General features: G+C 59.7%; 12 protein-coding genes. 8 read left to right on the forward strand and 4 right to left on the reverse strand.

Features of this window, described 5'->3' with window-relative positions:
* Window positions 1-762 (forward strand): GDP-mannose 4,6-dehydratase (locus FHT29_RS14230; protein WP_168599782.1); only part of this gene is annotated, 762 nt, incomplete at its 5' end.
* A 392-nt stretch (window positions 763-1154) separates the two neighbouring features.
* Here FHT29_RS14230 and FHT29_RS14235 read toward each other — a convergent pair.
* Window positions 1155-1529, reverse strand: a complete 375-nt coding sequence (locus FHT29_RS14235; RefSeq protein ID WP_168599783.1) for a hypothetical protein — start codon at window positions 1527-1529, stop codon at window positions 1155-1157.
* On the opposite strand from FHT29_RS14235, the gene FHT29_RS14240 reads away from it, so the two are divergent.
* Together FHT29_RS14240 and FHT29_RS14245 are read left to right on the forward strand one after the other, a co-directional pair.
* Window positions 1530-4160, forward strand: coding sequence for a glycosyltransferase family 1 protein (locus FHT29_RS14240; protein ID WP_162734480.1), 2631 nt, complete (start codon window positions 1530-1532; stop codon window positions 4158-4160).
* Between the two features lie 42 nt (window positions 4161-4202).
* On the forward strand, window positions 4203-5318 hold the full coding sequence (locus FHT29_RS14245) for a glycosyltransferase family 1 protein (protein ID WP_037195777.1): 1116 nt from the start codon (window positions 4203-4205) through the stop codon (window positions 5316-5318).
* 5 nt (window positions 5319-5323) lie between these two features.
* Here the strand turns inward: FHT29_RS14245 and FHT29_RS14250 are convergent, their stop codons facing one another.
* Together FHT29_RS14250 and FHT29_RS14255 are read right to left on the reverse strand one after the other, a co-directional pair.
* Window positions 5324-6709 (reverse strand): O-antigen ligase family protein, encoded by a 1386-nt coding sequence (locus FHT29_RS14250; protein ID WP_052224133.1) that lies wholly within the window; start codon window positions 6707-6709, stop codon window positions 5324-5326.
* Between the two features lie 160 nt (window positions 6710-6869).
* Window positions 6870-7445 (reverse strand): sugar transferase, encoded by a 576-nt coding sequence (locus FHT29_RS14255; RefSeq protein ID WP_037196155.1) that lies wholly within the window; start codon window positions 7443-7445, stop codon window positions 6870-6872.
* 189 nt (window positions 7446-7634) lie between these two features.
* Here FHT29_RS14255 and FHT29_RS14260 point away from each other — a divergent pair, with 189 nt between their 5' ends.
* Window positions 7635-8570 (forward strand): NAD-dependent epimerase/dehydratase family protein, encoded by a 936-nt coding sequence (locus tag FHT29_RS14260; RefSeq protein ID WP_047554419.1) that lies wholly within the window; start codon window positions 7635-7637, stop codon window positions 8568-8570.
* A gap of 32 nt (window positions 8571-8602) precedes the next feature.
* Here FHT29_RS14260 and FHT29_RS14265 read toward each other — a convergent pair whose 3' ends face one another.
* A complete protein-coding gene (locus FHT29_RS14265) occupies window positions 8603-9889 on the reverse strand; it encodes a nucleotide sugar dehydrogenase (RefSeq protein ID WP_047554323.1) in 1287 nt (428 codons plus the stop codon).
* 258 nt (window positions 9890-10147) lie between these two features.
* On the opposite strand from FHT29_RS14265, the gene FHT29_RS14270 reads away from it, so the two are divergent.
* From FHT29_RS14270 to FHT29_RS14285, 4 genes are all read left to right on the forward strand, one after another.
* Window positions 10148-10336 carry a hypothetical protein gene (locus FHT29_RS14270; RefSeq protein WP_047554321.1) on the forward strand — a complete coding sequence of 63 codons (189 nt, stop codon included), beginning with the start codon at window positions 10148-10150 and terminating at the stop codon, window positions 10334-10336.
* A 126-nt stretch (window positions 10337-10462) separates the two neighbouring features.
* Entirely contained in the window at window positions 10463-11146 is a 684-nt protein-coding gene (locus FHT29_RS14275) for a DUF1275 family protein (RefSeq protein ID WP_047554418.1), read from the forward strand.
* 139 nt (window positions 11147-11285) lie between these two features.
* Window positions 11286-12269 carry a UDP-glucose 4-epimerase GalE gene (galE, locus tag FHT29_RS14280; RefSeq protein ID WP_037195784.1) on the forward strand — a complete coding sequence of 328 codons (984 nt, stop codon included), beginning with the start codon at window positions 11286-11288 and terminating at the stop codon, window positions 12267-12269.
* Window positions 12247-13818, forward strand: a complete 1572-nt coding sequence (locus FHT29_RS14285; protein WP_047554319.1) for an alkaline phosphatase family protein — start codon at window positions 12247-12249, stop codon at window positions 13816-13818. The genes galE and FHT29_RS14285 overlap by 23 nt, the downstream gene beginning before the upstream one ends.
* Window positions 13819-13832 lie beyond the last annotated feature (14 nt).

A 13832-nucleotide genomic window follows, 5' to 3' on the forward strand; every position in this document is an offset into this window, starting at 1 on the left:
GCCATCATCCATCTCGCTGCCATCGCCGCCCCGGGGGATGCGCGAAAGATGCCACAGCGGGCCTGGGATGTGAATTTCCAGGGTACGATGAATCTCGCCTATGCCGTGATGGAATATGCGCCGGAGGCCCGGTTTGTCTTCGTCGGCAGCTCTGAAGCCTATGGCGCCTCGTTCGTTGACGCGGCGAAGGTGCCGATAAAGGAAACCGCGGCGCTCAAGCCGATGAATGTTTACGGCGCGACGAAAGCGGCGGCCGATATTTTGATCGGCCAACTTGCCTATGATGGATTGAAAGCGATCCGGTTTCGTCCGTTCAACCATACCGGACCTGGCCAGACGGTCGACTATGTCGTACCCGCTTTCGCGAAGCAACTCGCCGAAATTGCCTCGGGTGTCGGAGTTCCTCGTATCAGCGTCGGGAATCTTTCGGCATACCGCGACTTTCTCGACGTTCGCGATGTCGTGCGCGCCTATGCCGATGCCGCGCTGAACGACGTGACATCCGAGGTTCTGGGCGGAGTCTTCAATCTATCGTCAGGCCGGCCGGTGCAGATTCAGTCGATACTCGATATGCTGATTGAGCTGTCCGGATCGGATGTCGACGTTGAAGTTGATCCGAAGCGGTTGCGCGGATCGGAAATTGCCGTCGCCGCCGGTGATAACAGGGCGGCCTTCGAAGCCCTGGGCTGGAAGCCGGAAATAGACCTGCGTCGCACCCTTGGCGACGTATTAGAGGACTGGAAGATCCGGATCGCGCGCTGATAATGTAGACCAGCGCGGAGCTTGCGCGTCAGCAGAGGACGATCAAATCTGCGATCTGGAGGACGCTGCCCGGGACGCGAGCAGTCCGGAGAGTGTTCCTCGCCACCAACTCGAACAGGTGCACAATAGCATTTCATGATGTTTTACTCGCCCGCTTCGGGCAGGAAATCGAAAGCTCGTGGAGATGAAGAGGCTACTGAAACGTATCGTCGCTGTCTTTCTCGAAAGGCTCTTGGTTTGGCTTGCCAAAAGGCCGCGGTTAAAGGATGCCTGCCTTCGGTCGGCGCAGCGCTTTCCAATGTTAAGGGGAAGGCTTGCGGCATTCGCAAGAGCCCAGGGATATGGAGTTCCAACGCTCGAATTCCTGGACGGCGACCAGGAGGGGCAATGGTTTATCGATGCGCCGAAGGGCGCTGTGACCAAATGGAACATGTTGCTTCAGGGCATCTCAAAATCGAAATGAAAGATCGTCTTTGATGCGATTGTGGATTGATGGGCAATGCTTTCAGACAGCGAGCAAGTGGCGCGGAATTGGTCGATATGTGCAGGAACTGCTCCTGGGGATCATCGATAATCACCCGGAGATCGATCTCCTCGTCTCGCTCAATGCCGGTATGCCGCAGGATGCGCTTGCTGCTCGTGACCATCTTCAACAATGGATAAAACCCGCCAACATCCTCATGTGGCATGGCGTTGCCGAGGGTGGGGAAGGGATCGACGGCTATTCCGAGCGACGGCGGCTCAGCGAGATCGCGCTCGCATATCATGTGGCCTCGCTCAATCCGGACATTGCCCTCTCCGCAAGCCCTTTCGAAGGTTTCAGGGATAAGGCCATTCCCCTTCTTCCCAATGGTATTTTGAAAATTCCTGTCGCATCCATATTCTACGATGCGATACCTCACCGTTACCCCCAACAGTATTTGCTGACGTCGGCGACGCGTACCTGCTATGAGCGGCGCCTTGCCTTTTATTCACAATTCGATCTCAATCTCTGCATTTCCGAATATTCTCGCAGCGAGTGCGTCGAAATCTCGAAAAATTCTCATGCCATCAATATGCTCGCAGGAATATCGAAAGATTTCAGGGATGCGATCGACCATGCTGATGGAAAGTTTCCCAGGCCAACGGAGAAGCGTTTCATCCTTTATGTTGGTGGCCTGGATTGGCGAAAGAATGTGAAATCCGCCATCGCGGCGTTTGCGCGGTTGCCGGCAGATCTGCGAGCGCAGTACAGTTTCGTGCTGGCCGGCGATCATCCGAAATCGCCCCTCAAAGAAGAAGAGGAGAGATGGCGGAAGCTGGGGCTTCCCGCGCGGGACTTTGTAGCGGTTGGACATGTGACCGACAGCCAACTTGTAGCACTCTATAAGGAGGCTGACCTGGTAATCCAGCCTTCTCTACTGGAGGGTTTTGGCCTGACGGCGCTGGAAGCGACAACTTGCGGCACCCCCGTGATAGCGTCGAACACCGGCGCCTTGCCCGAAGTCATTGGAGATCAAGAATTTCTCTTCGACCCAGCCGATGTGACTGACATAGCGCGGGTCATGCAGCATGCGCTGAGCGACCGCGAGGCGACAAGAGTTGCGGCCGAGAGGCAGCGGAGCCGTGCTCTGGACTTCAGCTGGACGAGATCCGCCGCCATCGCCGTTGCCGCATTGAAGGATGCCGTTGCGACTGCCCGGAGCAAAGGCAACGCTGAACCGCTTTCAACGGCTCAGCAAGCCGTTTTGCGCCAGGTTCAAAGTATTGATCTCCCGCCGGACATGGTTTCGGAGGCGCTTGCGCGCGCGGAGATCATAAGGTCGACAGGGTCGCGGCTGATCATCGACGCCACATCCACATATCGCGTCGATCACAAGACCGGGATTCAGCGGGTCGTCAAGAACATATGTGCCAATCTGCCTGCGTCGCAGGATGCAGACAGCCATGATGTAGAGCGGATCGTGGCCTATAGCGATTCCCCCGACGGTTGGTTCGCTATTCCGAGGACGCTGGAGAAACCCAAGGGTGTGACTGCATTCGCAGAAGATGCGCGTCTGGAGTTTTCCGCGAGTGACCGCATCTTGATGCTCGACAGTTCCTGGGAGTTTTTCAGGCATCACTATAAAACACTGCGCGCCGCGCGGCTCAGAGGCGCGACAGTCATTTCGTGTCTCTACGACACGGTTCCGTTGAGATTTCCCGGCTTCTGCGATCCAGGCATGCCTCCCACCTTCTCGGCATGGTTTCAGACGGCACTTGCTTATTCGAACGCATTTGTCTGTATTTCGAAGGCCGTTGCCGATGAGCTGATCACGATACTCGAGGCCATCCAGTTTCCGCGAGAGATGAAGATAGGCTATTGGCATCTCGGTGCCGATTTTGGCAAAGCGGCCGTTTCCACAAGCATCGCCGCTGATCGCCAAAACGAGCGCCCCGCCTTCCTTATGGTCGGGACACTCGAGCCTCGTAAAGGCTATGCGATCGCCTTGGACGCTTTCGATCGATTGTGGGATGAGGGTCAGGATGTCGGGCTGACGATCGTCGGGAAGCCCGGGTGGGGCGTCGAGCATCTTGTTCGGCGCATCGAGCAGCATCGTGAATACGGAAAGCGCCTCGTCTGGCTCAATGGCATTTCGGATGAAAAGCTGCAGCAGGCCTATGCGAGCAGCAATGCGCTGATTGCGGCTTCCTATGCGGAGGGTTTCGGTCTTCCGATCGTGGAAGCGGCGCATTTCGGGAAAGCCGTGATTGCGAGCGATATTCCCGTTTTTCGCGAAGTCACGGCGAGTGACCAAAATTGTCGCTTCTTCACCAGCGGTTCCGCCGATTCTCTTGCAGCAACGATCCGTTCATTCGTGAATGCTTCCACCGATAGCGTCCTCTCTTCCTCTTCGCAGCCGATGGTGAATAGAGGGACAAGCTGGAGGGAAAGCGCCGAGGAATTGCAGCGGGTCGTCCTCGCTGACGACTGGTATCGGATATACAAGCCAGCTGCGGACAAGACCTATGTCCCGATTACCGATATCGGCAACACGAAAATGTCCAAGCCGCTTGTTCGCGGGGACACCCGGCACAAGATCGAGCTGGTCGAAGGACCGATCGCAACCGACAGCGGGAACCTGAAATACCTCGTCCGAGTGACAAATCTCTCGCCAAAATCATGGGCGAGCGCCAGCACCGCCGATGGTTCGTTTGGAGTGGCGGCGAGTTATCGCATCCCGTCGAAAGATGGCGGCTTTATAGGTCCCGACAACTATGAATCTCGTATTCCGCTCGTAGTGCCGCCCGGCGATAGTGTCTATTTGGCGATCGATATCCCACTGGAGTTCAAGCGACGGGGTGCTGCCTCTGCCGAGATAGGCATGGTTCAAGAGTCAGTCGGCTGGTGGAGCAATCCGCTGAGGGTCCCGTTGTGATGACAAGATCGCGACACATGTCGGCGCAGGGGTGATTTCCAAATGAAGATCGGTATCGACGCGCGCAATCTGGTGACGAGCATGACCGGAATTGGCCGGTATGTGTTGGAAATGAGCCGGCATCTCGCGCTTCTTGGCCATCAGCTCTATCTATATTTTCCGCAGGAGCCTCATGGGGACGTAAAGGCTCTGCCCCCCGCGGAGCTGCGCGTCGCGCGCTTTCCGGGCGGCGTGAGGAGAATGATCTGGGCGCAGACGGAGCTGCCACGCCGCGCGGCACAGGACGGGATTGACGTCTTCTGGGGGCCGGCGCACCGTCTGCCGTCCTTTCTTGATCGCCGGATCGCGCGAGTCATCACGATCCATGACCTCGTCTGGAAGGACATGGCCGCAACCATGCGCTGGCAGACATGGATGGGCGATCGTTGGCTGATGAAGCCGGGGATTGCAGTTGCGGATGAAGTCGTTGCCGTTTCCGCCGCCACGGCTAATGTGCTGAAGGCTCAGTTTCCGGCATGCGGCGAAAAGCTTAACGTGGTCTATCCTGGTTTGACGGCCATCGGCGGGACGACCGAGCCCAAGCCTCTGTCGTCTTTTGGCGTCGATCGCCCCTATATTCTATTCGTGGGGACGCTTGAGCCGCGCAAAAATCTGCTGCGGCTGTTGCAGGCCTACGCGTCTTTGCCGGAAGCGATACGGCAAGAGTTGCTGCTCGTGCTCGCCGGCGGCCAAGGCTGGAGGCTTGGTGATCTCAAGGAGCACATCGCGACCCTGCAGATCGAGCCGTTCGTTCGGCTGACCGGCTATGTATCCGATGCCGATTTGGCGCAGCTCTATGGCCGGGCCCGATTTCTGGCGATGCCGTCGCTTTATGAAGGTTTTGGATTTCCCATCATCGAAGCCAATGCAATGGGCATACCCGTGGTGACATCAAATACATCATCCATGCCGGAGGCTGCCGGGGAGGCGGGTATCCTCGTCGACCCCAACGATGTGCAATCCATCCTTGGCGGTCTGGAAAGCCTTGCGACCGATAGCGAGCTTCATGCGCGCCTTGCCGAAAAGGCAAGGCCGAATGCCGCTCGCTTCGATTGGATGGAAAGTGCGCGGCAATTGGAGCGCATCTTCGAAAAGGCGATCGCTAAGCGCCGCGGCTGATGAACTCAAGCGCTGGATGTGGCGCTCTGCAGCACCGGCTTCGACGCCGCCAGATATTCGCCTTTGGTGCGCATGTGGCACCAGCAGGCGAAGGCGGAGCTTGCGAAGGCGAAGCCTTCGCCGATGGCGAGACGGTTGTTGGAGTTGCTGAGCAGCGTCAGCGAGAAGAAGAAAATGCATACGATATAGGCGTGCCATGCGGCCCGGGGGATGATTCCCGCCTTGCGGGCGCGCCAGACGGCCCGGATGAAGACGCCGAGCATGAAGGCCATCACGACGGCACCGAACAGGCCGTAGCGCACCAGGATCTCCAGGTAGCCATTGTGCAGCAGCGTGTATTGAATGTGCGAATAGCGCGTCTCGGCCCAGCGCTCGAGCCATTTGCTGCCCCAGCCGAAAACGGGCGCGGAGGAGAAGACCTCCCAGCTGTTCGACCAGAGCTGCAGGCGCTCGTCCATCGATACCGGGGTATTGGTGGAGCTGATGGTGCTTGAGACCACGCCGCCCAGATCGTGACCGCCGGTGACATTTTCCACCATGGCAAGAGCCGCCGATACGGTCGGACCTGCCGTCTTGTCGAGATTGTGCCGCACACCATAGACGCCGGCTATCAGCAAGGCCGCTACGGCGACGATGGCGATGATGCCGCTCTTCATGCGCAGATAGGTCAGCGTGATAAGCGCCATCAGCGGTAGGGTAATGCCGAGCGCCAGCCAGACGCCCTTCGATTTGGCACCGTAAATGGCGATGAAGCAGAGAGCGAAGATGAAGGGCGAAACGATGTAGGCGAAGCGAGCAATCCGTCGATCGCCGGATTTTTCCGTCAGGTAGTGCAGCAGCCAGAACAGCGTAAAGATGACGATCATGCCGCAGGCGACGGCGCCGTGGATCTGATTGTTCATGATCAGCGGGCGGATGGTCTCGCCGGCAAAAACCTCGCGGAAATGCTGCGTGGCGATCAGCATGATGAGCGCCATGGCGAAATAGGCCGCCACGATCTTTTCCATCAGCTCTTCATAGATCAGGAAGGCGACGCCCATGATGGGAAAGAAGAAGGGAAAGGCGTAGAGCCAGTCCGATGCGCCGATATCATGCTGCGGCGTCAGCCAATAGTTGATGCCGAAGCGCGCCATCACGTAGAAAGCCCAGCCCATGCAGAGCCAGCCGATCCAGTCCGTGCGCGGCCGCACGGGCGCTCTCATATAGTAATAGAGGGCGATCAGCGAGAGGAGCGCCGCCGCATAGCGATAGGCGTCGCTTTCGACGACGGTCGGAGAAGCCAGGAAAAGCCAAAGCAAGCCGCCGATGATCGCCACAGCTTTCGGCATTGTGCTCGCTGCTTTGGCGACGCCAGGAGTTTCGGCCGCGAGATCAGCATGCAGGTTGTTCATGCGCGAGTCGTCCAATGTCGTCGTCCACATTCGATTGAATATCCGGCATTCCGGAACCCGATGACGGCCCCTAGGGTCGCAAAGGGGCAGGAATACGGCATTTTTGCGCACCACTCCCTCCGCCACGGCGATTTCCGTCCGATGCTTGCCAAGGTGCCTGCTAATGGGTCACTCCATCGCGTCGAACCACCTTCAATGCCGTCAGAATGATAATCTTGAGATCGAAGAGAAAGGAGCGCTGGCGCAGATAGTCCTCGTCCAGCGCCACCTTCTGAGGAATAGGCAGTTCGTCGCGACCATTGACCTGCGCCCAACCGGTAAGGCCGGGCAACAAGGCATCGACGCCGCGCTCGGTGCGGAGCGCGATCAGGTCGTGCTGATTGAAAAGAGCGGGGCGGGGGCCGACGATGCTCATTTCTCCCTTCAGGATGCACCAGAGCTGCGGCAGCTCGTCCAGGCTGGATTTGCGCAGGAAGGAGCCGATCGGCGTCAGATAGATCTTGGGATCCTTCAGCAGGTGCGTGGCGACCGCGGGCGTATCCGTGCGCATGCTGCGGAATTTCGGCATGCCGAAAATCTTATTTCCGCGGCCGACCCGATCCGACCAGTAGAGGATGGGGCCTGGCGATGTCACGCGAACGGCGATGGCGACGATCAGGATCGGAATGGAAAAGACGATGGCCGCGGCAAGAGCGGCAAGAAAATCGAAAAGGCGCTTGGCGATCGTATAGAGCATCGTCTCGTTGAGTTGCATTGGCACCGGCTTTGCGGTCGCGATGATAGCCATTGTTCCGTTGTGCATCTCATATCGCGGATTGGCGCACAACCGCCCTGCTCAAAATTCCTCGGGCTTGTTCTCAGCCGATGTCCTATGCAAAGCATGTCCGACAAAACGAACAGACGAACGAATAGAGGCAATGGACGCATGATCCTGGTCACCGGTGCGACGGGCTTTGTCGGACGGACGCTTTGTGCCGAGCTTTCCCGGCGGCAGATGGAGTATCGGCCGGTGAGCCGCGCGCCGAGGCCGGGATTCGTCGCCATGGGCGCGATCGATGGCGGGACGGATTGGTCGGCTGCGCTTGCCGGTGCCGACGTCGTCATGCATCTGGCCGCCCGCGTTCATGTCATGAACGAGAGTGCAGCCGATCCGCTTGCCGCATTTCGCGCCGTCAATGTCGATGCCACGGTCAATCTGGCGCGGCAGGCGGCGAGAGCCGGTGTCAGGCGCTTCCTCTTCCTGAGCTCGATCAAGGTCAATGGCGAGGAAACCGCGCGGGATAAGCCCTTCAAGGCCTCGGATGTCCCGCACCCGGAAGATGCCTATGGCCGCTCGAAGCTGGAAGCGGAGGAGGCACTGCTGGCCGTGGCCGCCGAGACGGGCATGGATGTCGTCATCATCCGGCCGCCGCTGGTCTACGGACCCGGCGTCAAAGCGAATTTCGCAAGCCTGATGACATGGGCCAAGCGGCCGTTCCCCTGGCCGTTCGGCAATGTCGTCAATCGGCGGTCTCTGGTGTTCGTCGGCAATCTCGTCGATTTCATGCTGCTCTGCGTTCGTCATCCGGCCGTCGGAAATCGTGTGTTTCTGATCAGCGACGGCGAGGATCTTTCGATCGGCGAATTGATTGCCAGGCTGTCGTCGGCCACGGGGCGGAAAGCCCTCATGCTGCCGGTGCCACCGATTTTGCTGGAAGGACTAGCAGCGCTCCTCGGGCGCCGTGCGGCGGCACAGCGTCTTCTTGGCTCGCTTCAGGTCGATATCGGCGAGACGAAAGCGATCACCGGCTGGTCGCCGCCCTATTCCGTCGAGGAGGGACTGGCGCTGACGGTCGGTGGTTCCGACGCGAAAGACGGTTGATCGGCATCGGGCCGGGGTCTTCCGCCAGACCCCTAGAGGCTCCAGACCGAGTGGCTCTGTAGCAAGGGATTGCGGGGGTCGAGTGCCGCTTTCACGTCGACGACCACGGCGTTCTCGGTCAGCAGATCGAGGATACCGGCAGCACCCTCGGCCAGATAGGATTTGTGCGGAACGGCAAGAACGAGGGCGTCGAGCTTGCCGAAATCCTTCAGTTGCGCCAGGCGTATGCCGTATTCCTCTTCCGCTTCCGGATGGCTCGCCATCGGATCGTGCACCAGCGGCTCCAGGCCGAACTGGTGCAGCTCGCGGATGATGTCGGGCACGCGGCTGTTGCGCAGATCGGGCACGTTTTCCTTGAAGGTCAGGCCGAAGATGCCGATTCTGGCGCCATTGATAGGCTTCTTTGCCGATACCAGCATCTTGATGAGCTTCTGGGCGATGAAGGCGCCCATGCCGTCATTGATGCGGCGGCCGGAAAGAATGACCTCCGGGTGATAGCCGAGCTCTTCCGCCTTGGCGGTGAGGTAGTAGGGATCGACGCCGATGCAATGGCCGCCGACGAGACCGGGGGTGAAAGGCAGGAAATTCCATTTCGTTCTTGCCGCCTTGAGCACGTCGGCGGTGCGGATATCCATCTTTTCGAAGATGATCGACAGCTCGTTCATCAGCGCGATGTTGACGTCGCGCTGGGTGTTTTCGATCACCTTGGCGGCTTCGGCGACCTTGATGCTGGGCGCGCGGTGAATGCCGGCCTCGACCACGGCGCCATAGACGGCGGCGATCCTGTCCAGCGTTTCCTCGCTGTCGCCGGCGACGACCTTCACGATGCGCTCGAAGGTGTGTTCCTTGTCGCCGGGGTTGATGCGCTCAGGCGAATAGCCGACATGGAAATCCTCACCCTGCCGCAGGCCGGAAACTTCTGCGAGCACCGGGCCGCATACCTCTTCCGTCACGCCGGGATAGACAGTCGATTCGTAGACGACGACTGAGCCCTTGCGCAAAACCTGGCCCACCGTGCGCGAGGCGGAAATCATCGGCCTAAGATCCGGCTGCCGGTTGCGATCGATCGGCGTCGGCACGGCGACGATGAAAATATCGCGGTCCCGCAGGTCCTGCAGGTCGCTGCTGATGCGCAGCCCGCTCGCTTTCAGCCTCTCAGCGGAAACCTCGCGGGTATCATCGTCACCCGCCTTCAGCGCGGCGACGCGGGAGGCCTTGATGTCGAAACCGACCACATCATGAAATTTTTCGGCCAGCGCGATCGCGACAGGCAATCCCACATAACCCAGGCCGATGACGGCAATTTTTTCGTTCAACACACCATACCTCGAACAAGCCACCTGAATTAGCCCAAATCCATGGCCCGTGTCAGCGCCAATATTTGCCTTCAGCGTGTTTCAGGTGCAGGTCGCGTGAATGTGAATATCGGGTGAGGGCTTTGCAATAGGCGGGGGATACGGTGTTACAGCGTGTTGCGGAAGCAGTTTTGGCCAGGCGCCTGACATGTGCATCGAAACTTTCTGGTCTCCAACCTATTTATAAGGGTGAGACTTATTTTATCGAAAGCGTGGTTCGCAATGCGAAACAGCCATCTCAAACATCTCCACGTCCAGCGCGAGGAACTCGAGGCCAAGCTTGAGCTGCATATAGCGCGCTATTGTTTTGGCGAAGGTGACGTCGAGGACGGCACCGAAGCAGAGCTTCAGCAAAGGATTACGGAAATCTCCGACGAAATCGCCGCACTCGAAAGCGAGCGCGGCGAATAGGCGCGAGCGGCGATTAGCTGGAGAAATCGTCACAAGCTTGTACAGCGTGATTGCGCAATTATCTCGACATTGGCGATTGTTCGGCGCGATAAGATCGGAGGCGATCAACGCGAAGACGAGGAGCCGATGAAGCCGAGCCTGCCCACCCTCCTGAGCATCAATGGCGGCTATGTCGATACCGCCGGATTTCTTGCCTTGCACGGCCTGTTCACGGCGCATGTCACAGGCAATTTCGTGACCTTCGGCGCGGCCATGGCGCTCGGAACGTCCGGCGCTGCGGCCAAGCTTCTGGCCCTGCCGGTCTTCTGCGTCGTCGTCATTTTCGCGCGCCTCATTGGCAGTGATCTGTCGCGGCGCAACCTGCCGACATTGCAGATCATCCTGTCGCTGAAATTCCTGCTGTTGGTGCTTGCCGCCATTTTCGCCATCCGTTTCGGCCCGTTCGCCGATGGGGATGGCTGGCAGGCGATCCTCACAGGCATGACGCTGGTCTCGGCGATGGCGATCCAGACGGCGGCTCATCGCGTCCATCTCGGCTCGACGCCGCCGACGACGATGATGACGGGGACGACGACGCAGATCATGATCGATATCGCCGATATGCTGCGCGGGGCCGAGCCGGAGGCGCGGGCGGCAATGACCGCCCGGCTTGCCCGCATGGGAGCTGCCGTCGGCGGTTTTGCCCTTGGCTGCGGCATGGCCGCCGCACTTTTTCTGTTCGCCGGCATGCAATGTTTCCTGCTGCCGCCAGTTCTGGCGCTTGTCGGAATTCTCATGCACACCAGTAAGGCTGCGGCGAAGCCGGCTTAGCTTTTCGTCCCGATCCTGCCAATCTTGCGCCTTTCTCCGGCCTTGCAAGTCGGCTACAGCTCTCTAACTCTACGCGTCGGATCGAATACGGTCCCCCGCGCTTGGGCTAGATGTCGTTGAAGGTTGAGAAGAGGTGATTATGGCAGGAGAAACGGTGCTTGTGGTAGGCGGAGCCGGCTATATCGGTTCGCATACATGTCTGGATCTTGCGAACAAGGGATTTCAGCCAGTCGTTTATGACAATTTCTCCAACGGCCATCGTGAATTCGTCAAATGGGGTCCGGCCGAGGAGGGGGATATCCGCGATCGCGCGCGCCTCGACGAGGTGCTTGCCAAACACAAGCCAGCCGCCATCCTGCATTTCGCCGCGCTGATCGAAGTGGGCGAGTCGGTCAAGGATCCCGTTTCCTTCTATGAAAACAACGTTATCGGCACGTTGACCCTGCTTTCGGCGGCGCAGGCGGCCGGTGTCGGGGCCTTCGTCTTTTCCTCCACCTGCGCGACCTATGGCCTGCCGCAGAGCGTGCCGCTCGACGAAAGCCATCGGCAGGTGCCGATCAATCCCTACGGCCGCACGAAATATATCGTCGAGCAGGCGCTTGCCGATTATGATCAGTACAAGGGGCTGCGCTCCGTGGTGCTGCGCTATTTCAACGCCGCCGGCGCCGATTTCGAGGGGCGCATCGGCGAGTGGCACACGCCGGAAACGCATGCCATTCCGCTCGCCATCGAAGCCGCGCTCGGTCGCCGCCAGGGCTTCAAGGTGTTCGGCAGCGATTATGACACCCGCGATGGGACCTGTGTGCGCGATTACATCCATGTGCTCGACCTCGCCGACGCGCATGTCCGGGCGGTGGAATATCTGCTGCGCGGCGGCGAATCCGTCGCGCTCAATCTCGGCACCGGCACCGGCACGACGGTGAAGGAATTGCTGGGAACGATCGAGACCGTGTCGGATCGGCCGTTCCCGGTCGAATATGTCGGTCGTCGCGAGGGCGATTCGACGACCTTGGTCGCCAATAACGACAAGGCCCGCGACGTTCTCGGCTGGTCGCCGAAATATGATCTGACTGAGATCGTCGAATCCGCCTGGAATTGGCATGCCAAGTCGAACCAGCACTGAGCAGCGTTCCTCTCTGAATGGTATTGGGGGCAAGCGCCCAAACGTGCTGTTGATTTCGGCTGATCAGTGGCGGGGCGATTGCCTTTCCGCGGTTGGGCACGATTGCGTCAGGACGCCGAATGTCGATGCGCTGGCGCGGGAGGGCGTGCTGTTCCGCCGGCATTTTGCGGGGGCCGCGCCCTGCTCGCCGGCGCGGGCGACGCTCTATACCGGCCTCTATCAGATGAACCATCGCGTTTGCCGCAACGGGTCGCCGCTGGATGCCCGTTTCGACAATCTGGCGCTTGCAGCGCGCCGGGCCGGCTACGATCCGACGCTGTTCGGCTACACGGATACCGCGCCCGATCCGCGCAGCAGGGATCCTCACGATCCGCATCTGACGACCTATGAGGGCGTGCTGCCGGGCTTCACGGCGCGGCAGCTTCTGCCCGAGCATGAAAAGCAGTGGCTATCCTGGCTGCGTTCGCGCGGCCATGCCGATGCCGTCAGCCGCGAAATCCATATTCCCGTCGGCGCGAAGCCCGGCGAGATTTCAAGCAATGCGCCCACCTATTCCAGGGACGAGACGCAGACGGCTTTCCTCGCCGGTGAATTCATCCGTTGGTTCGGCGAGCAGGATGCGCCCTGGTTCGCGCATGTTTCCTTTCTGAGGCCCCATCCGCCGTTCTCGGTGCCGGAACCCTATAATCGCATGTTCTCGGCGAGTGATGGCCCGACTTTTGCGCGCGCCGCCAACCGCGAGGCGGAGCAGGCAGCGCATCCGCTTCTTGCCTTCGCCCTGCCGCTGATCGACAAGAGCGGTTTCATCTACGGCGGCGAAGGTCCCATCGCCGACTGGACGTCGCAGGATCTGTCGGCGATCCGCGCCATCTATTACGGCATGATTGCCGAGGTCGACGCGCAGCTCGGGCGGATCTGGCAGGCGCTCAGGGATGCCGATGCCTGGGATGACACCTTGATCATCTTCACATCGGACCATGCCGAAATGATGGGCGATCACTGGATGCTCGGCAAGGGCGGCTTTTTCGACGGCAGCTATCATGTCCCGCTTGTTATTCGCGATCCGGGCCGGCCCGTTGCCCACGGTCGGGAAGTGGAGCATTTCACCAGCGCGGCGGATATCTTCCCGAGCCTGTGCGACCGGCTCGGTATCGAGCCTCGAAACCATGTCGATGGTGAGACGCTGTTGCCTTTTCTCGCGGGCGCGGTGCCGGAGGGTTGGCGCGAGGCGGCATTCTGGGAGTTCGATTTCCGCGATATCGCCAATGGCGAGCCTGAGCGGCATTTCGGCCTGAAATCCAATGCCTGCAACCTCGCCGTCATCCGGGACGAGCGCTTCAAATACGTCCATTTCGGCGGCCTGCCGCCACTGCTGTTCGATCTGGCGAAGGACCCGATGGAGCTTTCCAATGTCGCTGCTGATGGAGCCTACGCGGCAACCCGGCTTGCCTATGCCGAAAAGCTCCTGTCCCTGCGGGCACAGCACCTGGACCAGACGCTTGCCTATACGGAGCTGACGGAAGAAGGGCCGGTTTCGCGCCGGCCCTGATCGAGATTCAATGG

Origin of the sequence: Rhizobium sp. SG741 (assembly GCF_012275435.1) — a bacterium.
GTDB lineage: Bacteria > Pseudomonadota > Alphaproteobacteria > Rhizobiales > Rhizobiaceae > Rhizobium > Rhizobium lusitanum.